28 protein-coding genes, 1 tRNA gene and 1 pseudogene are annotated in these 25636 nt (G+C 73.2%); 17 read left to right on the top strand and 13 right to left on the bottom strand.

Annotation, left to right across the window (positions count from 1 at the left end; translation table 11 throughout):
* Positions 1-36: 36 nt before the first annotated feature.
* On the bottom strand, positions 37-936 hold the full coding sequence (locus tag CR162_RS05840) for a tetratricopeptide repeat protein (protein ID WP_099094600.1): 900 nt from the start codon (positions 934-936) through the stop codon (positions 37-39).
* A gap of 67 nt (positions 937-1003) precedes the next feature.
* Here CR162_RS05840 and CR162_RS05835 point away from each other — a divergent pair, with 67 nt between their 5' ends.
* The gene (locus CR162_RS05835) at positions 1004-1888 is read left to right on the top strand and encodes a Rossmann-fold NAD(P)-binding domain-containing protein (RefSeq protein WP_367604093.1); all 885 of its coding nucleotides are present in this window, start codon (positions 1004-1006) and stop codon (positions 1886-1888) included.
* Positions 1889-1941: 53 nt separating this feature from the next.
* Positions 1942-3156, top strand: a complete 1215-nt coding sequence (gene hemA / locus CR162_RS05830; RefSeq protein ID WP_099094599.1) for a 5-aminolevulinate synthase — start codon at positions 1942-1944, stop codon at positions 3154-3156.
* Between the two features lie 476 nt (positions 3157-3632).
* On the opposite strand, the gene CR162_RS05825 is transcribed toward hemA, so the two are convergent.
* The 4 genes from CR162_RS05825 to CR162_RS05810 all read right to left on the bottom strand — a co-directional run bounded on the left by CR162_RS05825 (position 3633) and on the right by CR162_RS05810 (position 6844).
* Positions 3633-4922 carry a TRAP transporter large permease gene (locus CR162_RS05825; RefSeq protein WP_099094598.1) on the bottom strand — a complete coding sequence of 430 codons (1290 nt, stop codon included), beginning with the start codon at positions 4920-4922 and terminating at the stop codon, positions 3633-3635.
* Between the two features lie 16 nt (positions 4923-4938).
* The gene (locus CR162_RS05820; protein ID WP_099094597.1) at positions 4939-5493 is read right to left on the bottom strand and encodes a TRAP transporter small permease; all 555 of its coding nucleotides are present in this window, start codon (positions 5491-5493) and stop codon (positions 4939-4941) included.
* Between the two features lie 14 nt (positions 5494-5507).
* Complete coding sequence (locus tag CR162_RS05815) at positions 5508-6509, bottom strand: TRAP transporter substrate-binding protein (protein WP_099094596.1); 1002 nt, start codon at positions 6507-6509, stop codon at positions 5508-5510.
* A gap of 260 nt (positions 6510-6769) precedes the next feature.
* Positions 6770-6844 (bottom strand) — tRNA-Val (locus tag CR162_RS05810).
* Between the two features lie 134 nt (positions 6845-6978).
* On the opposite strand from CR162_RS05810, the gene CR162_RS05805 reads away from it, so the two are divergent.
* On the top strand, positions 6979-7854 hold the full coding sequence (locus CR162_RS05805; RefSeq protein ID WP_099094595.1) for an N-formylglutamate amidohydrolase: 876 nt from the start codon (positions 6979-6981) through the stop codon (positions 7852-7854).
* A gap of 331 nt (positions 7855-8185) precedes the next feature.
* Here CR162_RS05805 and CR162_RS05800 read toward each other — a convergent pair whose 3' ends face one another.
* Positions 8186-8716 (bottom strand): carboxymuconolactone decarboxylase family protein, encoded by a 531-nt coding sequence (locus CR162_RS05800; protein WP_099094594.1) that lies wholly within the window; start codon positions 8714-8716, stop codon positions 8186-8188.
* 208 nt (positions 8717-8924) lie between these two features.
* Complete coding sequence (locus CR162_RS05795) at positions 8925-9497, bottom strand: peroxiredoxin (protein WP_099094593.1); 573 nt, start codon at positions 9495-9497, stop codon at positions 8925-8927.
* Between the two features lie 131 nt (positions 9498-9628).
* Here CR162_RS05795 and CR162_RS05790 point away from each other — a divergent pair, with 131 nt between their 5' ends.
* The 5 genes from CR162_RS05790 to CR162_RS23070 all read left to right on the top strand — a co-directional run bounded on the left by CR162_RS05790 (position 9629) and on the right by CR162_RS23070 (position 13847).
* Positions 9629-10567, top strand: a complete 939-nt coding sequence (locus CR162_RS05790; RefSeq protein WP_099094592.1) for a hydrogen peroxide-inducible genes activator — start codon at positions 9629-9631, stop codon at positions 10565-10567.
* Between the two features lie 85 nt (positions 10568-10652).
* Positions 10653-10841: a hypothetical protein gene (locus CR162_RS21940; RefSeq protein WP_141563082.1), complete on the top strand. Its 189-nt coding sequence runs from the start codon at positions 10653-10655 to the stop codon at positions 10839-10841.
* A 48-nt stretch (positions 10842-10889) separates the two neighbouring features.
* A complete protein-coding gene (gene ykgO, locus CR162_RS05785) occupies positions 10890-11015 on the top strand; it encodes a type B 50S ribosomal protein L36 (RefSeq protein WP_099094591.1) in 126 nt (41 codons plus the stop codon).
* A gap of 163 nt (positions 11016-11178) precedes the next feature.
* A complete protein-coding gene (locus CR162_RS05780) occupies positions 11179-12639 on the top strand; it encodes an FAD-linked oxidase C-terminal domain-containing protein (RefSeq protein ID WP_099094590.1) in 1461 nt (486 codons plus the stop codon).
* A gap of 14 nt (positions 12640-12653) precedes the next feature.
* Positions 12654-13847: an FAD-binding protein gene (locus CR162_RS23070; RefSeq protein ID WP_176559745.1), complete on the top strand. Its 1194-nt coding sequence runs from the start codon at positions 12654-12656 to the stop codon at positions 13845-13847.
* A 45-nt stretch (positions 13848-13892) separates the two neighbouring features.
* On the opposite strand, the gene CR162_RS21935 is transcribed toward CR162_RS23070, so the two are convergent.
* On the bottom strand, positions 13893-14072 hold the full coding sequence (locus tag CR162_RS21935; RefSeq protein ID WP_141563081.1) for a hypothetical protein: 180 nt from the start codon (positions 14070-14072) through the stop codon (positions 13893-13895).
* 155 nt (positions 14073-14227) lie between these two features.
* On the opposite strand from CR162_RS21935, the gene glcF reads away from it, so the two are divergent.
* Positions 14228-15586, top strand: a complete 1359-nt coding sequence (gene glcF, locus CR162_RS05770; RefSeq protein ID WP_099094589.1) for a glycolate oxidase subunit GlcF — start codon at positions 14228-14230, stop codon at positions 15584-15586.
* Positions 15587-15647: 61 nt separating this feature from the next.
* On the opposite strand, the gene CR162_RS05765 is transcribed toward glcF, so the two are convergent.
* Both CR162_RS05765 and CR162_RS21930 read right to left on the bottom strand, forming a co-directional pair.
* Positions 15648-15836, bottom strand: a complete 189-nt coding sequence (locus CR162_RS05765; RefSeq protein WP_099094588.1) for a soj family protein — start codon at positions 15834-15836, stop codon at positions 15648-15650.
* Positions 15837-15926: 90 nt separating this feature from the next.
* Positions 15927-16178 carry a hypothetical protein gene (locus tag CR162_RS21930; protein WP_141563080.1) on the bottom strand — a complete coding sequence of 84 codons (252 nt, stop codon included), beginning with the start codon at positions 16176-16178 and terminating at the stop codon, positions 15927-15929.
* A 125-nt stretch (positions 16179-16303) separates the two neighbouring features.
* On the opposite strand from CR162_RS21930, the gene CR162_RS05760 reads away from it, so the two are divergent.
* Positions 16304-17323 (top strand): amino acid ABC transporter substrate-binding protein, encoded by a 1020-nt coding sequence (locus CR162_RS05760; RefSeq protein WP_099094587.1) that lies wholly within the window; start codon positions 16304-16306, stop codon positions 17321-17323.
* A gap of 204 nt (positions 17324-17527) precedes the next feature.
* The gene (gene phbB, locus CR162_RS05755) at positions 17528-18250 is read left to right on the top strand and encodes an acetoacetyl-CoA reductase (protein WP_099094586.1); all 723 of its coding nucleotides are present in this window, start codon (positions 17528-17530) and stop codon (positions 18248-18250) included.
* 57 nt (positions 18251-18307) lie between these two features.
* On the opposite strand, the gene CR162_RS05750 is transcribed toward phbB, so the two are convergent.
* The gene (locus CR162_RS05750) at positions 18308-18667 is read right to left on the bottom strand and encodes a phage holin family protein (RefSeq protein WP_099094585.1); all 360 of its coding nucleotides are present in this window, start codon (positions 18665-18667) and stop codon (positions 18308-18310) included.
* 117 nt (positions 18668-18784) lie between these two features.
* Between CR162_RS05750 and CR162_RS05745 the strand changes: the two genes are divergently transcribed.
* A complete protein-coding gene (locus CR162_RS05745) occupies positions 18785-20857 on the top strand; it encodes an ATP-binding protein (RefSeq protein WP_099094584.1) in 2073 nt (690 codons plus the stop codon).
* A 36-nt stretch (positions 20858-20893) separates the two neighbouring features.
* Here CR162_RS05745 and CR162_RS05740 read toward each other — a convergent pair whose 3' ends face one another.
* The gene (locus tag CR162_RS05740) at positions 20894-21661 is read right to left on the bottom strand and encodes a class I SAM-dependent methyltransferase (protein ID WP_245870145.1); all 768 of its coding nucleotides are present in this window, start codon (positions 21659-21661) and stop codon (positions 20894-20896) included.
* A gap of 109 nt (positions 21662-21770) precedes the next feature.
* Between CR162_RS05740 and gloB the strand changes: the two genes are divergently transcribed.
* From gloB to CR162_RS05720, 5 genes and pseudogenes are all read left to right on the top strand, one after another.
* A complete protein-coding gene (gene gloB / locus CR162_RS05735) occupies positions 21771-22502 on the top strand; it encodes a hydroxyacylglutathione hydrolase (protein WP_099094583.1) in 732 nt (243 codons plus the stop codon).
* Between the two features lie 80 nt (positions 22503-22582).
* Positions 22583-22744 (top strand): annotated as a pseudogene (locus CR162_RS22745) (glutathione S-transferase N-terminal domain-containing protein); the annotation flags it as partial.
* Between the two features lie 151 nt (positions 22745-22895).
* Positions 22896-23192 carry a glutathione S-transferase C-terminal domain-containing protein gene (locus CR162_RS22740; protein WP_245870160.1) on the top strand — a complete coding sequence of 99 codons (297 nt, stop codon included), beginning with the start codon at positions 22896-22898 and terminating at the stop codon, positions 23190-23192.
* A 13-nt stretch (positions 23193-23205) separates the two neighbouring features.
* Positions 23206-23658: a cupin domain-containing protein gene (locus tag CR162_RS05725; RefSeq protein ID WP_245870144.1), complete on the top strand. Its 453-nt coding sequence runs from the start codon at positions 23206-23208 to the stop codon at positions 23656-23658.
* Positions 23655-24263 carry a class I SAM-dependent methyltransferase gene (locus tag CR162_RS05720; RefSeq protein WP_099094581.1) on the top strand — a complete coding sequence of 203 codons (609 nt, stop codon included), beginning with the start codon at positions 23655-23657 and terminating at the stop codon, positions 24261-24263. The genes CR162_RS05725 and CR162_RS05720 overlap by 4 nt, the downstream gene beginning before the upstream one ends.
* A gap of 76 nt (positions 24264-24339) precedes the next feature.
* On the opposite strand, the gene CR162_RS05715 is transcribed toward CR162_RS05720, so the two are convergent.
* Complete coding sequence (locus tag CR162_RS05715; RefSeq protein ID WP_099094580.1) at positions 24340-25515, bottom strand: acetyl-CoA C-acetyltransferase; 1176 nt, start codon at positions 25513-25515, stop codon at positions 24340-24342.
* Positions 25516-25636: the final 121 nt, after the last annotated feature.

The raw sequence follows: 25636 nt of genomic DNA, 5'->3' as shown, positions 1-25636 counted from the left end.
AAGTAAGAAAGCGGGGAAGTAAGGAGGTAAGGCGGCTCAGCGCCGCCGCGGGCCGGCCTCGTTCAGCGCCAGGTTCTGCCGCGCGAGGTCGGCCGCCGCGCTGTCGGGGGCGAGGGCGATGATGCGCTGCCAGTCGCCGCGGGCGCCGCCCGCATCGCCCTTGAGCTGGCGCAGGATGCCGCGCTCCAGCAGCGCCTCCGGGCTCTCGGGGTTCAGCCGCAGCGCCGCCTCGATGTCCTGCATCGCCGCTTCCGGGCGGTCCAGGTGGCGCAGCGCGGCGGCGCGGAACACCAGCGCATCCGCGCGGCCGCGATCGAGGGAAAGCGCGCGGTTGAGGTCCTCCAGCGCCTCGGCGTAGCGGCCCTGGGCGCCGGCGGCCAGCGCCCGGTCCACCAGCAGGGCGGGGTCGTCCGGCATCAGCACCAGCGCCAGGGTGGCGGCGCCATAGGCGCGGCCGGGGTCGCCCGCCATCATCCAGGCCTGCGAGGCCTGGGCATAGACCGAGGCCCGCGCCGCGTTGCCGCCCGGCCCGCCGCCCGCGAGGCCGCCCGCCAGCCGCTCCAGCCGGGCTGCGGCGCGGTCCGGCTCGCCCAGGGCCAGCAGGGCGAGCGCCAGGCAGTGGCGGGCGCCATCGCCGCCGCCGCGCTCCTCCCATTGCATGGCGCGCTGCGCGGCGCCTTCCGGGTCGATGCGCAGCAGGGCGAGGCAGGCCTCGTATTCCGGCCCTTCCGCCAGGCGCGGCGGCTCCGGCGGCAGCGGCAGGGCCGCCTCCGGGGGCGAAGCCGGGGCTGCCTCTGGCGAGGCGCCGGCGGGGCCCGGCGCCTCCGCCGCCTCGGGCGAGGCGGGGGCGTGCAGCAGCAAGGCGCCCCCGGCCAGCCCCGCCAGCAGGGCGGCGGCGAGGATGCCCAGCACGGCGTGGCGGAGGGGGGCTCGCATCCGGCCCACTCTAGCCGGGGGGCGGCCCGGGCGCCACATGGGGGGCGGCAAGGCGCAGGAGATGTTGATGGCGATGCTCGTGCTGGGGCTGGGATATGCCGGGTTGGCCGTGGCGGCGGCGGCGCGGGCGGCGGGATGGGCGGTGGCCGGCACCCGCCGCGCGCCGCGCCCCGGTGATGAGGCGCCGCCCGGCCTGGCCGTGCTCCCCTTCGCGGAGGCGGGCGCGGCGATCGCCGCCGCCACCCATCTCGTCGTCACCGTCCCGCCCGGGGAGGGGGGCGACCCGGTGCTGGAGGCCCATGCCGGGGCGCTGGCCCGCGCCACGGCGCTGCGCTGGGTGGGCTACCTTTCCACCACCGGCGTCTATGGCGACCGGCAGGGCGGCTGGGTGGACGAGGCGACGCCGCCTGCCCCGGCGCAGGAACGCTCCCGCCGCCGCCTGGCGGCCGAGGAAGCGTGGTGGGCGGCGCTCGCCGGGCGCGGCGTGGCGCTCGACATCTTCCGCACCGCCGGCATCTACGGCCCCGGCCGCAGCGCGCTGGACGAGCTGCGCGCCGGCCGCGCCCGCCGGGTGGACCGGCCCGGCCACCTGTTCTCCCGCATCCACCGCGACGACATCGCCGCCGCCGTGCTGGCCGCCGCCGGCCAGGGGGGGTGGGACGTGGAAGCCCCGCGCGTGCTGCACCTGGCCGATGACGAGCCCGCCGCCGGCGCCGCCGTAACGGCGGAGGCGGCGCGGCTGCTGGGGGTTGCGCCGCCGCCGCTGGTGCCGTTCGAGGAGGCGTGGGCGGGGATGTCGCCCATGGCGCGCTCCTTCTGGGCGGAGAACCGGCGGGTGGACAGCCGCGCCACGCGGGCGGCGCTGGGCCTGCGCTGGCGCCATCCGGACTACCGCGCCGGGCTGCGCGCCATTCTCGCGGAGGAGCCGGGCACGGCGTTTGGGCAGGGCTGATCCGCCACCATCGCCGCTGCAAGGAGATGACGCAGGGTTTATAGAGGCCGCCCATGAATACGCGTCAGACCCTGCTCGACCATTGTTCGCGGCACCTCGGCGCCCTGCGCAGCGAGGGCCGCTACCGCGACTTCACGCGGCTGGAGAAGATCGCCGGCCGCTTCCCGACCTATCGCTGGCACGGCCCGGGCGGCGCGCGCGAGATCACCGTCTGGTCGGCCAACGACTATCTCGGCATGGGCACGCACCCGGCGGTGCAGCGGGCGGCGGCCGAGGCGGTGGCGGCGCATGGCGCGGGCGCGGGCGGCACGCGCAACATCTCCGGCACCTCGCCGCTGCACGCGGCCCTGGAGGCGGAGCTGGCCGGCTGGCACGGCAAGCCGGCGGCGCTGCTGTTCGGCAGCGGGTATCTCGCCAACCAGGCCGCGCTGTCCGCCCTGCTGGCCGCGCTGCCGGGCATGGAGGTGTTCTCGGACGCGATGAACCATGCCTCGATGATCGACGGCATGCGCCGCAGCCCGGCCAGGCGCCACATCTGGCGGCACAACGACCTGGACCACCTGGAAAGCCTGCTGCGCGCCGCCGACCCGGCGGCGCCGAAGGTCATCGCCTTCGAGAGCGTCTATTCCATGGAGGGCGACATCGCGCCGCTGCACGCCCTCTGCGACCTCGCGGAGAAATACGGCGCGCTCACCTATCTGGACGAGGTGCACGCGGTCGGCCTCTATGGCGCGGAAGGGGCGGGCATCGCCGAGCGTGACGGGGCCGCGGCGCGGATCGACGTGATCGAGGGCACGCTGGCCAAGGGCGTCGGCGTGTTCGGCGGCTACATCGCCGGCGAGGCGGAGCTGGTGGACTATGTGCGCTCGGTGGCGGGGGGGCTGATCTTCACCACCGCCCTGCCGCCCCCCACCGTGGCGGCCGCGCTGGCCAGCATCCGCCACATCCGCGCCGATGCGCCGCTGCGCGCGCGGCTGGCGGAGCGCGCCGCGGCGCTGAAGGCGGCGCTGGATGCCGCCGGCCTGCCGCGCCTCGACAGCCACAGCCACATCGTGCCCGTCCCCGTGCCGGGCGCCGATGCCTGCCGCGCCGTGGCGCGCCGGATGCTGGAGGAGTTCTCCATCTACGTCACGCCGATCAACTACCCGACCGTGCCGCGCGGCACGGAGCGCCTGCGCCTTTGCGCCACGCCCTTCCACGACGACGCGATGATCGCGGGGCTGGTGCGGGCGCTGGGAGAGGTGCTGCGGATGCCCAAGGCGGCCTGAGGGCACCAGCGCAGCAAGGCGGCCCGGCCTTTGCCGGGCCGACGCCGCGACCGCGGCGCGCCGCCCATGCGGCGGAAGCCAAGCCGCCGGAGGCGGCGCCCGGCGCCTGAGGGCAGCCGAGAACCATGCGGCCCGGCCTTGCCGGGCCGAGGCCGCGACTGCGGCCCGCCGCCCATGCGGCGGAAGCCCAGCCGCCGGAGGCGGCGCCCGGCGCCTGAGGGCAGCCGAAAACCATGCGGCCCGGCCTTTGCCGGGCCGAGGCCGCGAAGGCGGCCCGCCGCCCATGCGGCGGAAGCCAAGCCGCCGGAGGCGGCGCCCGGCGCCTGAGGGCAGCCGAAAACCATGCGGCCCGGCCTTGCCGGGCCGAGGCCGCGACCGCGGCCCGCCGCCCATGCGGCGGAAGCCCAGCCGCCGGAGGCGGCGCCCGGCGCCTGAGGGCACCAAAACAGCAAACTGGAACAGGGCAAAACCCTGTTCTAGTTCGCCCCGTAGCCGGCCACGCGCGGCAGCCAGAGGGCGATGTCGGGAAAGGCGACGATCAGCCCCGTGCCGAAGGCCAGCATCAGCATGTAGGGGATGATGGAGCGGTTCACCTCGGCCAGCGGCGCCCCGGTGATGGCCTTGATGACCACGAGGTTCATCGCCACGGGCGGCGAGATCAGCGCCATCTCCAGACTCAGCGTCAGCAGGATGCCGTACCACACCTTGTCGATGCCGAGCTGCGCCAGCAGGGGCAGCACCGCCGGCATGGTCAGCAGGATGATGGAGAAGCTTTCCAGCACCAGGCCGAGGATGAACAGCAGCACCATCATGGCGACCAGGAAGCCGGTGCGCGACAGGCCCCACTCCAGCACCAGCGCGGTCAGCTCCTGCGGCACGCGCAGCTTGGTCAGCATGTAGCCGTAGATGGCGGCGCCTGCGATGATCATCAGCAGCATGGCGCTGGTGCGGGTCGCTTCCTGCACGCCGTCCAGCATGTCGCGCCAGGTGAGGCTGCGGTAGACCAGGGCCGCGATCAGGATGGCGTAGAGCGAGCCGGTGCCGGCGGCCTCCGTGGCGGTAAAGATGCCCATGTAGATGCCGCCCAGCACGAAGACCGGCAGCGACAGGCTCCATCCGGCGCGGGCGAGGGAGAACTGCTCCGGCGCCGCGGCGTCGATCTCGGCATCCTCCGGCGCCACGGCGCGCTTCTCGGTGAGGAAGCAGTAGAGGGCGAACATCGCCGCCATCATCAGGCCGGGGATGACGCCCGCCAGGAACAGCGCGCCGACGCTGGTCTCGGTGACATAGGCATAGAGCACCATGGGCGCCGAGGGCGGGATCAGGATGCCGAGCGTGCCGCCGCCCGCCACCACGCCGAAGGCGCCGCGCCGGCTCATGCCGTAGCGCAGCATCTGCGGGATGGCGATCTTGCCCACGGTGAGCGCGGTGGCGACGGAGGAGCCGGAAATGGCGGCGAAGACGGTGCTGGCGGCGACGGTGGCGATGCCCACGCCCCCGCGCACGCCGCGCAGCAGGCGGAAGGCGGCGGCGTAGAGGTCGTCCACCACCCGCCCGCGCACCATGACATGCGCCATCAGCATGAAGAGCGGGATGGCCACCAGCAGGTAGCCGTCGAGCTGGCCGATCACCAGCTCGCCCAGCGCCGGCACGCCGCCCTCCACCCAGATCAGCACGCCAAGCGGCAGCAGGAACAGCGCCACGAACATCGGCACGCCGAGATAGAGCACGACGAACAGCGCCGCGAGCAGGGCCAGGAAGGTCATGGGCGGTGTTCGATCCCTATTCGCCGCGCGCCAGCGTGTCGCGCGGCAGCTCCTCCGCCCCGTGGGGCAGGTAATCCGGGTCCTGGCCCAGCGCCAGCACCACCGACTGCGCCAGGGCCACCACCATCAGCAGCGCGGCGCCGAGCGGCAGCAGCGCCTGGATCCACCAGACCGGCACGCCGTCGATCTCGGTCATCACCCCGATCATGCGGCTGAAGGCCACCGTCTCCAGCCCGGCGTTCAGCAGGATGCCGGCCACCAGCGCGACGGACAGGGTGCCGAGCAGCCGCGCGCCGCGCGCCGCGCGGCCGGACAGGCGGTTGGTCAGCACGTCGACGCCGATATGCTCGAAGCGCCGCTGCGCCTCGGGCGCGGCCAGCAGCACCAGCGCCACCACCAGCCAGCCGGCGGTCTTGTCGATCCAGGGCTGCGGCAGCCCGGCCAGGTAGCGCGCCAGCACCGAGATGGTGACCAGCGCCAGGCACAGGAGCGTGGCCAGGGCGCCAAGGGCCGCCGCCGCCCGCGCCACCCCCGCCGCCAGGGCGGAAACGGCGCGCGCCGCCGGGCTCATCGCCGCCGGTTCCCTCACAGGGCGCGCAGCAGCTCGATGGCGCGCGCCCCGCCTTCCGGCGCCAGCTTCAGGAAGGCGTCGACCACCGGCTTCTGCATGGCGGCGCTCCAGGCGGCGCGCTCGGCCTCCGTCTGCTCGTGCACGGTCATGCCGCGCGCCTTCAGCTCGGCCAGCGCCTTGGCCGCGACCTCCTCGGTGAGCGGGATCTGGTCGCGCTCCGCCTGGGCGGCGGATTCGGTGATGATGGCGCGGTGCTCGGGGCTCAGCCGGTCGAACCAGCGCGGGTTCACATAGACATGGGTGAACACGCAGAACCACGGTGTCACGGTGCCGAACTTCTGGAACTCGTAGAAGCGGCGCGAGACGGCGGCGGACACGTCCGTCAGCCCGGCATCGAGCACGCCCGATTGCAGCGCCTGCGGCACCTCCGGCCCCGGCATGGAGGAGGGGGCGGCGCCGACGGCGGTCAGCGCGTGGTCGGTCAGCGCGTTCAGGCCGCGGATCTTGACGCCCTTGAAGTCGTCGGTCGTGACCAGCGGCTTGCGGCCGCTGGTGAAGATGGCCTGCCGCGTGGTGTAGAGCCACATCAGGTTGCGCACGGCGCGCTTCTGCAGCAGCCCCTCCAGGTATTGCGCGGCCGGGGAGCCGGGGAACTTCCGGATCCGCTCCAGCTCGGTGAACAGGTAGGGCAGGGTGATGACGTTCATCTCCGGCAGGGTGTTGCCCCACTGGAAGTTCACCGCCGCCGCCGCTTCGAAGGCGCCGCGCGCCACGCCGGGGAAGTTCTCGCCCGCCTTGGCCAGCTGCTCCGCCGGGAAGACCTGCACGTCGATGGCACCCTGGCTCCTCGCCTTCACCCGCTCGGCGAAGGCCACCAGGATGCCGGCATGCTGGTGGCTGGGCGGGAACTGGTGCGACAGGCGCATGGTGACCGCAGCCTGCGCCCGCGCCAGGCGCGGCAGGGCAGGCGCGGCGAGGCCGGCGGTGGCGGCCAGGAGCAGATGGCGGCGTTGCATGGAGCGTGTTTCCCCCGCTGGAAGGCTTGTGCGCCGTCTTTGCGGCGGCGGGCGGCGAGGGTCAACGGTTCCGGCAAGATTTTGCCGCTCGCTGCGTATGTTTGTTTCAAATTTTCCCGCTCGCGCGCAACACGCGCCGTGCTGGCCGCTGCACGGCGCGCGAGGTCCTGGCCCGGCCATGGAACATGAAAAAGCCCGCATCCGGGCGGAAGCGGGCGGTCGGGCCTGGGGCGGGCGTGTCTTGGCGGGGAACCGATGGATGGTGGGCGCGACAGGGATTGAACCTGTGACCTTCCCCGTGTCAGGGGGACGCTCTCCCGCTGAGCTACGCGCCCATCCGGTCGGGCGGGCTAACTATCGCGGCCGGGACGGGCTGGCAAGAGGCGATTGCGCGGAGCAGCCGCAAAAGCCCGCCCGTCCGCGCAAGCCGTGACAGGAGAAGGGCGCTATGGCTTGATACGGCCGGATCATGGATCTTCCACTCGCGCTCTCCGCCGGGCAGCAGCCCGGCCCCTTCCTGCTCTCGCGCCCGGCGGCGTGGCGGGCGCCGCTGGTGTTCGCCTCGCCGCATTCGGGGCGCGACTACCCGGCGGCGTTCCTGGCCGAATCGCGGCTCGACGCGCGCTCGGTGCGGCGCTCGGAAGACGGCTTCGTCGACGAGCTGTTCGCCGCGGCGCCCCTGCATGGCGTTCCGCTGCTGGCCGCCACCTTTCCGCGCGTCTATTGCGACGCCAACCGCGAGCCGTGGGAGCTGGACCCGGCGATGTTCGACGGGCCACTGCCCTCCTGGGTGAACAGCGCCAGCCCGCGGGTGGGGGCGGGGCTCGGCACCATCGCCCGCATCGTCGCCAGCGGCGAGCCGGTCTATCGCCGGCGCCTGCCCTTCCGCGAGGCGGAGGAGCGGGTGCAGCGCTGCTGGCAGCCCTACCACGCGGCGCTGAGCGGGCTGATCGCCGAGTCGAAGGCGCTGTTCGGCTGCTGCCTGGTGGTCGATTGCCATTCCATGCCGACCCACCCCGCGCAGCCGCACAACGCGCCCGACATGGTGCTGGGCGACGCGCATGGCACCGCCTGCGCGCCCCGCGCGGTGCGCCGGATGGAGGAGCTGCTCTGGTCGATGGGCTACCGGGTGCGGCGCAATGACCCCTATGCCGGCGGCTATGTGACGCGCCACTACGGCCGCCCGCGCGAGGCGGTGCATGTGCTGCAGATCGAGATGGCGCGCAGCCTCTACATGGACGAGGCGGCGATCGAGCGCCTGCCTTCCATGGGTCAGCTCCAGCGCGACCTCACCGCCATGATCGCGGCGCTGACGAAGATGGACTGGGCCTTCCTGCGCGGCTGACCGCCAGGCGCATGCCGGCATGGTGCGGCATGCGCCGGAATGTGCGCGAACGCAAAAAAAAGGCGGTGCCGAAGCACCGCCGAGTTTAGGGAGGAAACGTCCAAGAAAGACAACAACGCAGGGCGTTGCTGCGAGAGGGAACTTAAGTCCAAGGTCGTTCGTATGCAAGCAGTTTTTCGCGCTGCAACACGATATCTGCCTGCATTTTCAACGACCCCTCATGCGCCATCTGCATAACATCCGGGCGGTGCGGAGGTTGCACAACGAAAGCCCCGCACCAGCAGGGGCCGGTGCGGGGCTTTGCCGACAGGCCGGGCGGCCGGGCGGGGCCTCAGGCGGCGAGCGCGTCCTCGGCGTCGATCACGCCGGCGACCGCGTGCACCACGGAAGCGATGCGCACGGCGGCCTGCACCTGCTCGGTGCTCACCCCGCCATGCTTCACCACCTTCTCATGCGCCTCCATGCACATGCCGCAGCCATTGATGGCGGAAACGGCCAGCGACCAGAGCTCGAAATCCACCTTCTCGACGCCGGGCTTGCCGATGACGTTCATCCGCAGCTTGGCGGGCAGGCCCGGATAGTCGCCGCCCACCAGGTGGGTGAAGCGGTAGTAGACGTTGTTCATGCCCATGATGGCGGCGGCGGCCTTGGCGGCGGTCAGCGCCTCCGGCGACAGCTTCGGGCCGAACTCGGCGACGATGGCGCGGATCACCTCGGCGTTGCGGCTGGCGATGGCGCTGGCCACGAAGGTGCCGGCCAGCTTCTGCTGGTCCAGCGCCGGCTCGGTGGCCAGGCTGCCGAGGTTCAGCTTCAGGTCGCGGGCATAGTCGGGCAGGCGCGCGCGCAGGGCTTCGAGCGACATGGTTGTCCTCCGGTTCGTGGGACGGTTCGGGGGGCGCTTCCGGGGGGATCTGGAAGGGGCGGCCGGGCGGGGAGGCGGTGGGCGGGGCTGGCGTACAGCGCCGGTTCGGCGCACCGCCCCCCTGGTGCGGGCTTCCAGGGGGGAGGCCCGGGGGGAGAGGAGCCGGCGCCAAGGCGCCGGCCCGCTGTTCAGGCCGGGAAGGGCCGGTTCAGGCGGCCTGGAACAGCTCGGCGGGCTTCAGCGTGTCGCCGCCCTTGTTCCAGTTGCAGGGGCAGAGCTCGTCGGTCTGGAGGGCGTCCAGCACGCGGATCACCTCCTGCGGGTTGCGGCCGACGTTCAGGCCGTTCACCGAGGCCCACTGGATGGTGCCCTCGGGGTCGACGATGAAGGTGGCGCGCAGCGCGACGCCGGCCTGCTTGTCCAGGATGCCGAGGGCGGCGGACAGCTCGCGCTTCACGTCGGCCAGCATCGGGAAGGGCAGGTCGCGGATGTCGTTGTTGTGGACGCGCCAGTTCAGGTGCACGAACTCGCTGTCGGTCGAGGCGCCATAGACCACGGCGTCACGGTCCTCGAACTCCTGGTTCAGCTTGCCGAAGGCCGCGATCTCGGTCGGACAGATGAAGGTGAAGTCCTTCGGCCAGAAGAAGACGATCTTCCACTTGCCGGCATCGGACTCGTTGGAGATGTCGACGAAGGACTTGCCGGGGCCTTCCAGACCTTCCGGGCCGCCCTTCACGGCGGTCAGGTTGAAGGCGGGAAACTTGTCGCCAACGGTCAGCATGCGTGATTATCCCCAATTTCGGCGTTTCATGCGGGGGGCCGGATTGCTCCTGCCCCAGACGCGGCCTTTTATGTATGCTGCAGCGCACACAGGCCAATGAATAGTTTTCGACGGAATTATCGTCTGGATCGATGACCCCTCTCCCCAGCCCGCAGCAGCTCCGCTACCTCGTCGCCCTGGCCGATCTCGGCCATTTCGGGCGGGCGGCTGCGGCCTGCGCGGTGACGCAGTCCACCCTGTCGGCCGGCATCATCGCCCTGGAGCGCCAGCTCGATGCCTCCATCCTGGAGCGCGGACCCGGCAAGCGGCCGGTCTTCACGCCGCTCGGGTTGGAGCTCGTGCGCCGCGCCCGCGCCGCGCTCGCCGCCCTGTCGGCGGTGTCGGAAACGGCGGCGGCGGCGCGCGACCCGCTGGCCGGGCCGCTGCGCCTGGGGGTGATCCCGACCATCGGGCCCTTCCTGCTGCCGCGGCTGATGCCGGCGCTGCGCGAGGCCTTTCCCCGGCTGCAGCTCTGGCTGCGCGAGGACCTGACGGAGCGGCTGGCCGAGGACCTGGCCTCCGGCCGGCTGGACCTGCTGCTGCTGGCCCTGCCCGCCGTGCTGCCCGAGGCGGAGGTGGTGCGGGTGGCGGAGGACCCCTTCGTCGTCGCGCTGCCCGAGGGGCACAGGCTGGCGGCGCTGCCCGCCGTGCCGCTGGCCGCGCTGGGGGCGGAGCGGCTGCTGCTGCTGGAGGATGGCCACTGCCTGCGCGACCATGCGCTGGCCGCCTGCGGCCTGCCCGGCGCCGGCGGGGGCGACACCTTCGCCGCCACCAGCCTGCACACGCTGGTGCAGATGGTGGCGGGCGGGCTCGGGATCACGCTGCTGCCGCGGCTGGCGGTGGAGGGCGGCGTGCTGGCCGGCGCCCGGGTGGCGCTGCGCCCGCTGGAGATGCCGCAGGGGCGGGGGCTGGGCCTGGCCTGGCGGGCGCGCTCGCCGCGCGCGTCGGAGTTCCGCGGCATGGTGCCGGCCGTCTCGGCCGCCATCGCCACGCCGGCCAGCCTGGAGCGGGTGCTGGAGGAGGCCGGCTGAAGGCAGCCGCCAGGCAAGCGCCCTGGCAACCGCCCTGGCGCCCGGCCGTTCTGCCCTTGTCCGTTTCACGACAGGGAGAAAGCTTGTGGCAGGCACGATCGGGCGGATCGCCAGGGCATTGGTGCAGGGTGCGGTGCGGCGGCAGCAATACCGGGCCATGGGCGCGGTGGGGCTGCGCGGCTGGAAGCTCGACCTGCTGCGCGCGCTGCGCGGCGGCCGGCGCGGTCCCATGCCGCATGGCGAGATGCCGCCCCGCGCGACACGCCGCGATTGACAATCGCGCGCCCCGCCCCTAAACGCGCCCGCTCTAAGAGGGTGCCCCATGAAGATCCGTAACAGCCTGAAGAGCGCGAAGACGCGCGACAAGAACTGCGTGCTGGTGCGCCGCCGTGGCCGCCTGTACGTGCTGAACAAGAAGAACCCCCGGCTGAAGGCCCGCCAGGGCTGACACCGGCGGCCGCCCTCCGGGGCGGTGCCAGCAGGCTTCTTCCGCCTGAAAACGACGCCGCGGTGCGCACCGCGGCGTCGTTTTTGCGTGCGCGCCGCGCTTGCCCGGCGCCGGCCGCCGCCCCATCCTCCGCGAGAACAGGACTGGCGCGAGGAATGGACCGATGATCGAGCTGCCCTCCCCGAATCCGGCCGTGCTGGCGCGGCGGGCGGAGATTGTCGAGGCGCTGCGGAAGCTGGTGCCGGACACGCCCCTCGGCCATGGCGTCATCGGCGACGAGATCCGCCTCAAGGCCTATGAGACGGACGGGCTTTCCGCCTACCGCCAGCCGCCTTTGGCCGTGGTGCTGCCCACCGGCACGGCGCAGGTGGCGGCGGTGCTGCGCTATTGCCACGAGAACGGCATCCGCGTGGTGCCGCGCGGCGCCGGCACCAGCCTCTCGGGCGGCGCCCTGCCGCTGGCCGATGCCGTGGTGATCGGGCTGATGCGGATGAACCGCATCCTGGAGATCGACACCGACAACCGCCTCGCGGTGGTGGAAGCGGGCGTCACCAATATCGGCATCACCCAGGCCGTGGCGGAGGAGGGGTTCTTCTACGCCCCCGACCCTTCCAGCCAGCTCGCCTGCATGATCGGCGGCAACGTCATGATGAACTCGGGCGGCGCGCACTGCCTGAAATACGGCGTCACCGCCAACAACCTGCTCGGCGTCACCTTTGTCACGATCGAGGGCGAGGTGATCGAGATCGGCGGCGGGCACCTGGATGCCGCGGGCTATGACTGGCTCGGGCTGATCACCGGCTCCGAGGGGCAGCTCGGCCTCGTCACCGAGGTGACGGTGCGCATCCTGCGCGCGGCCGAGGGCGCGCGCGCCATGCTGGCCGCCTTCCGCTCCAACGAGGTGGCGGGGCAGGCGGTGGACGCCATCATCGGCAGCGGCATCATCCCCGTGGCGCTGGAGTTCATGGACCGCCCCGCCATCCATGCCTGCGAGGCCTTCGCCCATGCCGGCTACCCGCTGGACGCGGAGGCGATGCTGATCATCGAGGTGGAGGGCAATGCGGAGGAGCAGGACGCCCTGCTCGGCAAGCTGCGCGAGATCTGCGCCCGCTTCGACCCGATCAGCCTGCGCGTGGCCGAGACGGCGGAGGAGAGCCTGGCCATCTGGAAGGGCCGCAAAGGCGCCTTCGGCGCGGTGGGACGCATCAGCCCGGACTATCTCTGCATGGACGGCACCATCCCCACGGGCGAGCTGCCGCACGTCCTGCGCCGCATCGGCGAGATGAGCGACAGCTACGGGCTGCAGGTGGCCAACATCTTCCATGCCGGCGACGGCAACCTGCACCCGCTGATCATGTTCGACGCCAACGACCCGGAAAGCTTCCGCAAGGCCGAGGCCTTCGGCGCCGACATCCTGAAGCTCTGCGTCGAGGTGGGCGGCTGCCTGACCGGCGAGCATGGCGTGGGCGTCGAGAAGCGCGACCTGATGGGCGTGCAGTTCACGCGCGAGGAGCTGGACCGGCAGCGCGCCATCAAGAGCGCCTTCGACCCCGCCTGGCTGCTGAACCCCGCCAAGGTGTTTCCGCTGGACGGGCTGCCCGCCGCCGCCCGCGCCGCCGCCTGAGAAGCCGGAAGCCGATGACCGACCTGCTGGTGCCGCCTGACGAGAACAGCCTCGCCGAGGCGGTGCGCGCGGCCGCCGCCGCGCGCGAGCCGCTGGCCATCGAGGGCCATGGCACGCGCCGCGCCAGCCTGCGCCCGGTCCAGGCGGCGCGCACCCTGTCCACCCGCGGCCTGTCCGGCATCACCCTCTACCGGCCGGCGGAGATGGTGCTGTCCGCCCGCGCCGGCACGCCGATGCCGGAGATCGCGGCGGCGCTGGCCGAGCACCGCCAGATGCTGCCGGCCGAGCCGCCGGATTTCTCCGCCCTCTTCGGCGCCGCCCTGCCGCCGACGCTGGGCGGCATGGTGGCGGCCAACCTCTCGGGCCCCCGCCGCATCGGCCCGGGCGGCGCGCTGCGCGACCAGGTGCTGGGCGTGCGCGCCGTGACGGGTGATGGCGCCGTGATCCGCTCCGGCGGCCGGGTGCACAAGAACGTCACGGGGCTCGACCTGTGCAAGCTGCTGGCGGGCAGCCACGGCACGCTCGGCGTGCTCACCGAGATCACCCTGAAGCTGGCGCCACGCCCGGAGGACAGCCTGAGCCTGGCGGTGCGGGTGGCCGACCTCGCGGCCGGGGTGCGGGCGCTCTCGGCGGGGCTGGGCAGCCCCTTCGGCGTCAGCGGCGCGGCGCTGCTGCCGGGCGGCGCGCCGGAGCTGGGCCTGGACGGTCCCGCCGCCCTGCTGCGGCTGGAGGATTTTTCCCCGTTCCTGCCGCACCGGGCGGGGGCGCTGCGCGGCATCCTGGCGGCGCATGGCGCCGTCTCAATGGTGGAGGGCGAGGCCTCGCTGGTGCTGTGGCGCGCGGTGCGCGACGCGGCCCCGCTGGAGGCCGCGGCGGATCAGGCGGTGTGGCGCCTTTCGGTGCGGCCGACCGCGGCCCCCGCCGTGGCGCGCGCGCTGGAGGAGGCCTTCGGCGCCCGGCTGCTGCTGGACTGGGGCGGCGGGCTGGTGTGGGCGGCGGGGCCCGCCCTGGAGGCGGCGCACCGCGCGGTGATGGCGGCGGCCCGGGCGGCGCGCGGCACCTTCACCCTGTTCCGCGCCCCCGATTCGCTGCGTGCCGCCGTGCCCGTGGTGCCGGAGGAGCCCGCCGCTCTGGCGGCCATCGGGGTGCGGGTGAAGGCGGCGATGGACCCGCTCGGCATCCTCAACCCTGGCCGCCTGCGCGCCTGAGCGGCCCGCAGGGGCTTGCCCGCCCTTTCCGTGCGGCGGCGCGGGTCAGGGGCGGTCGAACCAGGAGGGGCCGCGGCGCGCCGGCTCCTGCGGCAGGCGCGTTCCCGGGCGATAGACTTCCCGCAGGCGGGCCTGCCGGGAAGCCTCGGAACTGCCGCCCAGAACGGGGCTGGGCGCGGCGGGCGCGGGGGCGGGAGTGGAGCGCGGGGTGGTCTGGGTGGTCACGTTGTCCTCAGGGCGATGGAACCCGTCCGGGCTTTTCCCGATCGACTGTAAATTTATCATATTTATGAATAATTGCCAGGATCGATGCATTTTTGATCCGGCTTGCATCCCCGCCCCGGGCTTTCCACCTTGGCGGGTGAGGAACGGACCGACCGATGCAAACCAGCTTTTCGCCCGCGCAGCTCACCGACCCCGACACGCGCGAATCCAACGCCATCCTGCGGAGCTGCGTGCATTGCGGCTTCTGCACCGCAACCTGCCCCACCTTCGTGCTGCTGGGGGACGAGCTGGATTCGCCGCGCGGCCGCATCTATCTGATCAAGGACATGCTGGAGGGCGGCAAGCCCGCGACCGAGGCGGTGGTGCGGCATGTGGACCGCTGCCTGTCCTGCCTGTCCTGCATGACGACCTGTCCGTCCGGGGTGCACTACATGCACCTGGTCGACCATGCCCGGCGCTACATCGAGGAAACCTACACCCGCCCCTGGCCGGAGCGGATGCTGCGCCGGGTGCTGGGCGCCACGCTGCCCTATCCGCGCCGCTTCCGCGCGGCGCTGGCGGCGGCGCGGCTGGCGCGGCCGCTGGGCGGGCTGATCCCCGGCCAGGGCACCACCGCGCGGCGGCTGCGGGCCATGCTGTCGCTGGCGCCTGCCCGCCTGCCGCCCGCCGGCGCGGCGCAGCGCCCGCGCATCCACCGCGCCGAGGGGCAGCGGCGCGGCCGCGTCGCGCTGCTCACCGGCTGCGCCCAGACGGTGCTGGCGCCTTCCATCAACGAGGCCACCATCCGGCTGCTGACGCGCATGGGGATCGAGGTGGTGGTGACGGCGGAGCAGGGCTGCTGCGGCGCGCTGAACCACCACATGGGCCAGCACGAGCCCGCCATGGCGCTGGCGCGCGCCAACATCGCCGCCTGGACGCGCGAGATTGACGGCGAGGGGCTGGACGCGATCGTGGTCAATGCCTCGGGCTGCGGCACCACGGTCAAGGATTACGGCTTCATGTTCCGCGAGGAGCCGGAGCCCTGGGCGGCGCGCGCCGCGGCGGTGGCGGCGCGGGCGAAGGACGTCTCGGAGGTGCTGCTGCGGTTCGGCTACGCGCCCACCCGCCCGGCGCCGGACCTCACGGTCGCCTATCACGCCGCCTGCAGCCTGCAGCACGGGCAGAAGATCACCGGCGTGCCGAAGCAGCTGCTGCGGCAGGCGGGCTTCACGGTGAAGGAGCCGGCGGAGGGGCATCTCTGCTGCGGCTCGGCCGGCACCTACAACCTGATGCAGCCCGAGATCGCGGGGCAGCTCAGGGCGCGCAAGCTGGAGAACCTGCGGCGCACCGGCGGCGCGGTGATCGCCAGCGGCAACATCGGCTGCCTGACGCAGCTCGGTGGCGAAGCGATGCCCGCCATCCACACGGTGGAGCTGCTGGACTGGATGGCGGGCGGCCCGCGGCCCGCCTCCCTGCCCGAAAGCCTGCCCCGCGACCGGCCGGAAGGCCCCGCCGCCCCGGTGGCCGCCGAATAGGGCGGGCTACCAGGGGGGCGAAAGGCCGGCGCGGCGGAAGGTCGGGAGGGGCTGTGGCGGATCAGGCCGCCATCTTGCGGGCGGCGCTGTCGCGCGCCAGCACCGACATCGCCTCGGCCACCAGGCTCGCCGCCTCGTCGGAGCCGGCATCCAGGCAGCAGCGCTCGGCATGGCCCAGCAGCCGCAGCACGGCGGCGAGATCGCGTTGCGCCTGGTGGGTCCAGAGGACCGCAGCGATGGGAGTGTCCATGGGGGAAGGGTGCCCGGAGGTTTCGGTGGGGGCGCCGCTTAACATTTCGCGGCCGCGTGAGGCCAGCAGAAAGCGCGGCGCCGCTTCCCCCTATTGCGGCAGGCCGCGCCGGGGCCCGCCCCAGCCGCCGGGCTGGATCTGCGGCAGCAGGGCGGCGGCGAGGGCCGCGTGGCGCGCCGCCTCCGGCGCGCCGAGCCGCGCGCATTCGGCCTCCACATAGGAGAGCATCAGCAGCAGCGCCTCGTGATCGACGCGCATCTGCTGCTGGGCAGGGGAGCGGTCAGGGGCGAGGGAGGAGGCCATGGCGGTGGACCCAGGAAAGGAGGAACGGCTGGCAGGCATGTTCACAAAATCGTGATTAATCCATAACGGCGCCGGTATCAACACTCCAGGCGGCGCGTCCATCAGGCCTTGGCTTGGCAGGGCGGTGCCCCATAGGCTCGCCACATAGCCTCCGGAGCGATTCGATGCTGCGCCCCCTGATCCGCCTGCTGTCCCTGCTGCCCGCCCTGGTGGCCCTGCCGGCCCTCGCCGGCCCGACGCTGGAGGGGGTGAAGGCCCGCGGCCAGCTCGTCTGTGGCGTCAACAGCGGGGTGGCGGGGTTCTCGGCACCGGACAGCCAGGGCAACTACCAGGGGCTGGACGCCGATTTCTGCCGCGCCGTGGCCGCCGCCACGCTGGGCGACGCGGGCAAGGTCCGCTTCGTGCCGACCACCTACCAGACGCGCTTCGTCGCCCTGCAATCGGGCGAGATCGACGTGCTGACCCGCAACGTCACGCAGACGCTGATGCGCGACACCGCCCTCGGCTTCAACATGGCGGGGGTGAACTTCTATGACGGGCAGGGCTTCGTGGTGCCGAAGGCGAGCGGCATCGCCAGCGCGAGGCAGCTCGACGGCGCCACGGTCTGCGTGCTGCCCGGCTCCACCAGCGAGCTGAACCTCGGCGACTTCGCGCGGCGCGAGAAGCTGCGCATCGAGCCCGTGGTGCTGAGCGCCATGGACGAGATGACCGCCGCCTACCAGGCCGGCCGCTGCGACGCCATGACCTCGGACGCCTCCCAGCTCGCCGCGCTGCGGGTGTCCGCCCTGCGCGACCCGGCGGCGCATGTGATCCTGCCCGAGCGCATCAGCAAGGAGCCGCTCGGCCCGATGGTGCGGCATGGCGACGAGGCGTGGCGCGACATCGTCGCCTGGACGCTGCTGGCGATGATCGAGGCGGAGGAGCTGGGCGTCGGCCGCGCCAATGCCGAGGCGATGCGCGGCGCGCAGGACCCGAACGTGCAGCGGCTGCTGGGCGTGACCCCGGGCTTCGGCAAGGCGCTCGGCCTGCCCGAGGACTGGGCCTACCAGGCCATCCGGCAGGTGGGGAACTATGGCGAGGTGTTCGAGCGCAACCTCGGCAAGGGCTCGCCCATCGGGCTGGAGCGGGGCCTGAACGACCTCTGGACGCGCGGCGGCCTGATGTACGCCCTGCCGCTGCGCTGAGCGGGCGGCCGCCTCCGCATTCCCCTCCCGAATCCCCGAGCTCCCCAGGGCCGGCCCCGGCGATCCCCGCCCGGGCCGGTTTTCCTGCGGACCGATCCTTACAATGACGTGGCATCTGGCGCGCTGCTGTGATGCCATGTGCCCGTGACGCCGCGCCAGGCTTCGCGGGGCGTCTCCAAGACAGCAGCAAGGAGGACTTCGCCTATGGCACGAGTGGCCCTCGTCACCGGTGGTCAGCGCGGCATCGGTGCCGCGATCAGCGAGCAGTTGCAGAAGGCCGGCCGCAAGGTGGTCGCCTCCTATGCCGGCAACGACGCCGCCGCCGCCGCCTTCACCGAGCGGACCGGCATCCCCACCATCAAGTTCGACGTCGCCGACTTCGAGGCATGCAAGGCGGCGGTGGCGAGGATCGAGGCCGAGCACGGCCCGGTCGAGATCCTGGTCAACAATGCCGGCATCACCCGCGACGCCACCATGAAGCGCATGGACCGCCGCATGTGGGACGAGGTGATCGACACCAACCTCGGCTCCTGCTTCAACCTCTGCAAGCTGGTCTGGGACGGCATGACGGAGCGCAAGTTCGGCCGCATCGTCAACATCGGCTCGATCAACGGACAGGCCGGGCAGTATGGCCAGGTGAACTACGCCGCCGCCAAGTCCGGCATCCACGGCTTCACCAAGGCGCTGGCGCAGGAGGGGGCGCGCTCCTCGATCACCGTGAACGCCATCGCGCCCGGCTATGTGGACACCGAGATGGTCCGCGCCGTGCCGGAGGACGTGCTGCAGAAGATCATCGCCCGCATCCCGCGCGGCCGCCTCGGCACGGCGGACGACATCGCGCGCGGCGTCTGCTTCCTGACCGCCGACGATGCCGACTTCATCACCGGCTCCACCCTCTCCATCAATGGCGGGCAGCACATGTACTGAAGCCGCGGCGGGCGGGCGACGTCCCGCCCGCCGGCCCGATCGGGGCGTCTGGCAGGCTCAGCGGTTGGCCACCGCCTCCCGGTCGCCCAGGAGGCGATTGACGAACCAGGACACAACCGCAACGATGATCGCGGCGAAGAACGCCGCCCAGAATCCCTCCACACGCATGCCAGGCATGACCAGCGCCGTCAGCCCCACCATGGCCGCATTGACCACCAGCGTGAACAGGCCGAGGGTGATGATGTTGAGGGGCAGCGACAGCAGCAGCAACACCGGCCGGATCAGCGCGTTGACGATGCCGAACACGATGGCCGCCAGCACCAGGTTGAGCGGCCCGGTGAAATTGATCCCCTCGATGAGCATATCGGCACACCAGAAGGCAAAGGCGGTGATCAGGGTGCGGGCCAGAAAACCCATGCGGGAACTCCTTGTTGCTGCGCGCGGCCGGTTCGCGGGCGGAACGCGGCCGCCCGCGCGCGGTTGCCGATCCCCGGTCACCTTCTCCCCGCTCATCTCCGCCCTGGACGCCTTCGGATGGCGCCGCTGAACACCGCGCGGGACGAGGGGCAGGGCGTGGCGCCGGCACCGCAGCTCGATTATCGCCGGGTCTACGAGACGCTGCCAGGGAACAACCTGCTGCTCTCGGCGGAACCCTCCTTCCGCGTCCTCGCCATCAGCAAGGACCTGCTTGGCACCGCCCTGCAGCGGCGCGAGGCGGTGCTCGGCCATCCGCTCTTCGCCATCTTCGCCGACAGCGACCCGCAGGCGCCCGGCATCACCACGCTCCGCGCCGCGCTGCTCCGCGTGCTGGAGACGGGCGAGCCGGAGCGCCTGCGGCACCTGCGCTACGCCCTTTGGCGCCCGGGCGGCGCGTTCGAGGAGCGCTGGTGGAACATCAGCTGCGTGCCGCTGCACGACGAGACGGGGGCGCTGCTGCACATCCTGGTCCAGAGCGAGGACGCCACCGCCTTCGTGCGCGAGAGCCAGCATGCGCGCGAAACGGTGCGGGGCCTGGAGGAGCGGCTTTCCACCATCTTCAACCAGGGCGTCGTCGGCATCGCCTTCGCCGACCTGAACGGGCGCTACATCGCCGCCAACGAGCGCTACTGCGCCATTGTCGGCCGGCCCTGGCCGGAGCTGCGGCAGTTCCGCAAGCAGGAGCTGACCCACCCCGACGACCGGCGCGAGCTGGTGGCCGCGCTGGAGCGGGTGAGCCGCTCGGAATCGCTGATCATCGAGCGCCGCTACGTGCGGCCCGATGGCGGCGTGGTCTGGGCCAACAGCAGCCTTTCCGTGGCGCATGACGCCTCCGGCGCGCCGGAGATGGTGGTGGCGGTGGTGCAGGACATCAGCGCCCGCAAGGCCACCGAGGCGGCGCTGGAGCGGCGGGTGGAGCGCCGCACCGAGGACCTGCGCGCCGAGATGCTGGAGCGCCAGCGCGCCGAGGCGGCGCTGCGCCAGGCGCTGAAGATGCAGGCGGTGGGCCAGCTCACCGGCGGTATCGCGCACGACTTCAACAACATGCTGACCGGCATCATCGGCTCGATCGACATCATGCGGCGGCGGCTGGAGCAGGGCGACGCCGCCGGGCTGCGCCGCTACCTCGATGGCGCCGCCGGCTCCGCCCGGCGCGCCGCGGCGCTCACCAACCGGCTGCTCGCCTTTTCCCGCCAGCACGCGCCGGACAGCCGCCCCCTCGACGTGAACGCGCTGATCGGCTCCCTGCAGGAGCTGCTGACCCGCACGCTGGGCGAGCAGGTGGTGCTGCGCGTGCTGCCCGCGCCCGACCTGCCGCTCGCCCGCGCCGACGCCAACCAGCTGGAAAGCGCGCTCCTCAACCTCGTGATCAACGCGCGGGACGCCATGCCGCAGGGCGGCGCGCTGACCATCGAGACCGCCCCCGCCCAGCTCACCGCGCAGGAGGCGCAGCGCCACGCCGAGGCGCGGCCGGGCACCTATGTGCGCATCGCCGTCAGCGACACCGGCATCGGCATGCCGCCCGAGGTGCTGGCGCGCGTCTTCGAGCCCTTCTTCACCACCAAGCCGGCCGGGCAGGGCACCGGGCTGGGGCTGGCGATGATCTATGGCTTCATCCGCCAGTCCGGCGGCTATGTGCGGCTGCACAGCCGCCCCGGCCATGGCTGCCGGGTGGAGCTCTACCTGCCCGTGGCGGCGGGCGGCGTGGCCGAGGAGGCGCAGGGCGTGGCGGCGCCGGAGCCGCCCCAGGGCGGCGGCGAGGTGGTGCTGGTGGTGGAGGACGAGCCCGCCGTGCGCCTGCTGGTGACCGACGCGCTGGGCGAGCTCGGCTATGTGACGCGCGAGGCGGCGGACGGCCCCTCGGCCCTGGCCCTGCTGAACAGCGACGAGCGGATCGACATGATGGTGACCGATGTCGGCCTGCCCGGGCTGAACGGGCGCCAGCTTTCCGCCCGGGCCCGCCTCGTGCGCCCGGAGATGCCGGTGCTGTTCATGACCGGCTACGCCGACAGCGCCTGGCTGGAGGAGGGCGGCATGGAGGCCGGCATGGATGTCATCGGCAAGCCCTTCGCGCTGGGCGCGCTGGCGGCCAAGGTGCGGGCCATGCTGGAGGGCGCCCGGCCGCGGTGAGGAAGGCGGGGAGGCGCCCGCCTCCCGCCCGCCCCGTCAGGCGCCGGCCGGCACCAGCACGCGCCGCCCCGGCAGGCGGGCCGTGGCCGCCGCCGCGTTGCCCTTCGGCATGACGCCGTAGAGCTCCTTGCGCGCCTCGACGATCACCACCCCCGCGAAGCGCGGCGCCAGGGCGCGGCCCGCGCCTTCCCACACCCGCGCCCCGCGCAGCAGCAGCCGCGCCTGGAAGGGCGGGATGAACAGCGCCCTGTCCCGCCGCGTCACGGTGTAGAGGTTGCGCTCCAGCAGGCGGGTGAGCTGGCCGGGGGAATAGGGGCGCCCCTGGCCGAAGGGCGTGCTGTCCAGATGCGCCCAGACGCCGCGCCGGTTGGGCGCCACGATCAGCACGCGGCCTTCGTCCTTCAGCACGCGCCACACCTCGCGCAGCATGCGGCGGGCATTCTCCGAGCCTTCCAGCCCGTGCACCAGCAGCACGTTGTCGAAGCTGAGGTCGGGAAAGGGAAGGGCGCCCTCCTCCACCCGGGCGGCGAGGCCGGGCGCGCCGGGCGGCCAGGGCACGGGGTCCGTTTCCGGCAGGCTGGCGCAGAGGATGCGCGCCGCCTCGTCCCGCCACAGCCGCAGATAGGGCGCGGCATGGCCGAGCCCCAGCACCTGCCGCCCCGGCAGGGAGGGCCAGAGGCGCTGCAGCCGGTTGCGCAGCAGCCGCGCCGCGACCCGGCCGGTGGCCGAGGCGTAGAACTCCCGGTGCCCGTGCGGGTCGGGCGGGAGGCCGGCGGGCATCTCGGCGTGGACCTCGTCGCTCATAAGGCTGATATAGGGTCTCGTTCGAGGCGTGACACGCCTTCGCGGCACCGGCCGGGCCGCCGCGAACGCCGCCGCGCCCGCCATGCCGCCGCAACCGAGGAGATCCGCGATGGCCGTGACCGTCCAGGCCGTGCCCTGCCTGTCCGACAACTATGCCTGGATGCTGCGCGACGGCGCCACCGGCACCGTGGCGGTCTGCGACCCCGGAGAGGCCGCGCCGGTGATCGAGGCGCTGGAAGCCGCGGGCGGCCGCTGCGACATCATCCTGCTCACCCACCACCATGCCGACCACATCGACGGCGTCGCCGAGATCCGCGCCCGCTACGGCAGCAAGGTGATCGGCGCCGCGGCCGACGCGCACCGCCTGCCGAAGCTCGACCAGGCGGTGCAGCCCGGCGACACGGTGCTGGTGGGCGCCACCGCCGGCACGGTGATCGACAGCCCCGGCCACACCATCGGCCATGTCGCCTTCCACTTCCCCCAGGGCGGCGTGCTGCTCTGCGGCGACACGCTGTTCTCGCTCGGATGCGGCCGGCTGCTGGAAGGCAAGGCGGCCGACATGTTCCGCGCCCTGTCTCTGCTGAAGGTGCTGCCGCCCGAGACGCTGGTGTGCTGCGGCCATGAATACACCGCCAGCAATGCCCGCTACGCGCTGACGGTGGAACCGGGCAATGCCGCGCTGCGCGCCCGCGCCGCCGAGGTCGAGGCGGCGCGCGCCGCCGGCCAGCCCACCCTGCCGGTGACGCTGGGGCAGGAGCTGGAAACCAACCCCTTCCTGCGGGCCGCGAGCGTGGAGGAGCTGGCCCGCATCCGCGCCGGCAAGGACAACTTCCGGGGCTGACGCGGCGGCGGAAGGGCGGCATCCTGCCGGGGCGGGGGCCGGATGGCGCCCGCCACAGGCCAGAAGCACAGGATGCGTCGATGCAGCTCTTCCACTCGCCCACCTCCCCCTTTGTGCGCAAGGTGATGGCCTGCGCCATCCTGCGCGGCCTGGAAGGGCGGGTCGAGCCTGTCGCCACCAGCGCCCATGCCAGCCCGCCGGCGCTGCTCGCCGCCAACCCGCTGAGCAAGGTGCCCGCCCTGCTCACCGACGAGGGCCAGGCGATCTACGACAGCCCGGTGATCTGCGAGTATCTCGACGGCCTGGGCGACGCCGCGCCGCTGTTTCCCGCCCCCGGCCCCCGGCCCCCGGCGCATCGCCGCGCTGGTGATGCAGGCGCTGGCGGACGGGATCATGGACGCCGCCGTGGCCCGCCGCGGCAACGACACCACCCTGCCGCAGGACGAGGGCCGCGCCGCCTTCTCCGCCCGGCAGAAGGCCGCCGTGTCCCGCGCGCTGGATGCGCTGGAGCAGGCGCCGCCGCGGGGCTTGGCCGATATCGGCGCCGTCGCCGTGGCCTGCGCGCTGGGCTATCTCGACTTCCGCTACGCCCATGAGCCGTGGCGCGAGGGGCACCCGGCGCTCGCCGCCTGGTATGCCGAGGTCTCGGCCAGCCCGGCCATCGCCCGCACCGCGCCGCCCGAGGCCTGAGGAAGCCCGCCCGGTGGACCTGCGCGACCCTGGCCTGCCGGCGGCGGCGGTGATCGCCACGCTCGGCCTCGCCCCGCATCCGGAGGGCGGGCATTACCGCGAGATCTGGCGCGACGTGCCCGCCGGCGGCGGGCGTGGCGCCGGCACCGCCATCTACTTCCTGCTGGCGGCGGGCGAGGCCAGCCACTGGCACCGGGTGGACGCCGCCGAGGCGTGGCACTGGTATGCCGGCGCGCCGCTGCGCCTGCGCCTTTCGGCCGGCGGGGCGGGGGAGGCGGAGCGCCGCCTCGGCCCTGGCCTTGGCGCGGGGGAGGAGCCCTTCGCCCTGGTGCCGCCCGGCCACTGGCAGGCGGCGGAAAGCCTCGGCGCCTGGACGCTGGTGGGCTGCACGGTGAGCCCCGCCTTCGACTTCGCCGGCTTCACCCTGGCGCCGCCCGGCTGGAGCCCCGGCGGAGGCGCGCCATGAGCGAGGCGGAAGCCTGGGAGGCGCGCTACGCCGCCGGCGCGTGGCTGTTCGGCCAGGCGCCCAACCGCTACCTGGAAACCCTGGCCCCCCGCCTGCGGCCGGGGATGCGCGCCCTGGCGCTGGGCGATGGCGAGGGCCGCAACGGCGTGTGGCTGGCGCGCCAGGGCCTGGCGGTGACGGCGGTGGACTGGTCCGCCACCGGCATGGCGCGCGCCGCCGCGCTGGCCGCCCGGGCCGGCGTGCCGCTGGAGACGGTGGTGGCCGACCTCACCGCGTGGCACTGGCCGGAGGGCGGGTTCGACCTGATCGCCTGGGTGTTCGTCCACCTGCCCACGCCCGACCGCCGCATCGTGGCCGAGGCCGCCTGCCGCGCCCTGGCCCCGGGCGGGCTGCTGCTGCTGGAGGGCTTCACCCCCGCCCAGCACGGGCGCCGCAGCGGCGGGCCGAGGGATCCCGACCTGCTCTGGACCCGCGCCGAGGCGGAAAGGCTGTTCGCCGGGCTGGAGGTGCAGGAATGCCTGGAGGGCACGGTGCGGCTGGACGAGGGCCCGCGCCACCAGGGCCCGGCGGAGGTGGTGCGCGGCCTCTGGCGACGCACGCCCTGACCTGACAGAAAAAAGATGGGCGCGAACCTGTAGGTTCGCGGGGGGAATTCCTTCCCCCCGGCCTTTCCCTTCCGCGTCAGGCCGCCTCGAGGCACATGGCGACGCCCATGCCGCCGCCGATGCACAGCGTGGCCAGGCCCTTCTTCGCGCCGCGCGCCTTCATGCCGTAGAGCAGGGTGGTCAGCACGCGCGCGCCCGAGGCGCCGATCGGGTGGCCCAGCGCGATGGCGCCGCCATGCACGTTCACCTTGGCGGTGTCCCAGCCCAGGTCCTTGTTCACCGCGCAGGCCTGCGCCGCGAAGGCCTCGTTGGCCTCGATCAGGTCGAGGTCCTGGATGTTCCAGCCCGCCTTCTGCAGCGCCTTGCGGCTGGCGGGGATGGGGCCGGTGCCCATGATCGCCGGATCGACGCCCGCCGTGGCCCAGGAGGCGATGCGCGCCAGCGGCGTCAGGCCGCGCCGCGCCGCCTCGGCCGCCGACATCACCACCAGCGCCGCGGCGCCGTCATTGATGCCGGAGGCGTTGCCGGCGGTCACCGAGCCGTCCCTGGCGAAGGCCGGGCGCAGCTTGGCCAGGATCTCGCGGCTGGTGTCGGGCTTCGGGTACTCGTCGTTCTCGACCACGGTGTCGCCCTTGCGGCCCTTCACCGTGACGGGGGCGATCTCGTCGCGGAAGGCGCCGGCCTTCATCGCCTCGCCCGCCTTGCGCTGGCTGTTGAAGGCGAACTCGTCCTGCTCGTCGCGGCTGATCTGGTACTTCTGGGCCACGTTCTCGGCGGTGTTGCCCATGTGGTAGCCGTTGAAGGCGTCCCACAGCCCGTCCCGGATCATCGTGTCGATCATCTGGAAGTCGCCCATCTTCACGCCGCCGCGCAGATTGGCGCAGTGGGGGGCCTGGGTCATGCTTTCCTGCCCGCCGGCGACGACGATGGAGGCGTCGCCCGAGGCCACCTGCTGGGCCGCCAGCGCGACCGCGCGCAGGCCGGAGCCGCAGAGCTGGTTGATGCCGAAGGCGGTGGCGCCGGCCGGGATGCCGGCGTTGATGGCGGCCTGGCGGGCCGGGTTCTGCCCGGCGCCGGCGGCCAGGATCTGGCCCATGATGACCTCGTCCACCGCGCCGGGCTCGACGCCGGCGCGCTCCAGCGCGGCCTTGATGGCGATGGTGCCGAGGTCGTGGGCGGGCAGGGCGGCGAAGGCGCCGTTGAAGGCGCCGACCGGTGTCCGCGCGGCGGCGGCGATCACGATATCCGTCATGGCTGGGTAACTCCCCCTTGTGTTGGCCGGTCGGTCCTTGCGGGGCCGTGTCTCGGCGAGGCCATCGCGCTGTCCGGGCGCGCGGGCGGCATCTCGTCCCGCGCCACCGTGGCGGGCCAGT

The sequence above is a fragment of the Teichococcus rhizosphaerae genome (assembly GCF_002631185.1).
Lineage (GTDB): Bacteria > Pseudomonadota > Alphaproteobacteria > Acetobacterales > Acetobacteraceae > Pseudoroseomonas > Pseudoroseomonas rhizosphaerae.
Note: the sequence above shows the minus strand (reverse complement) of the source record. Positions and strands in the feature narration are given on the sequence as shown.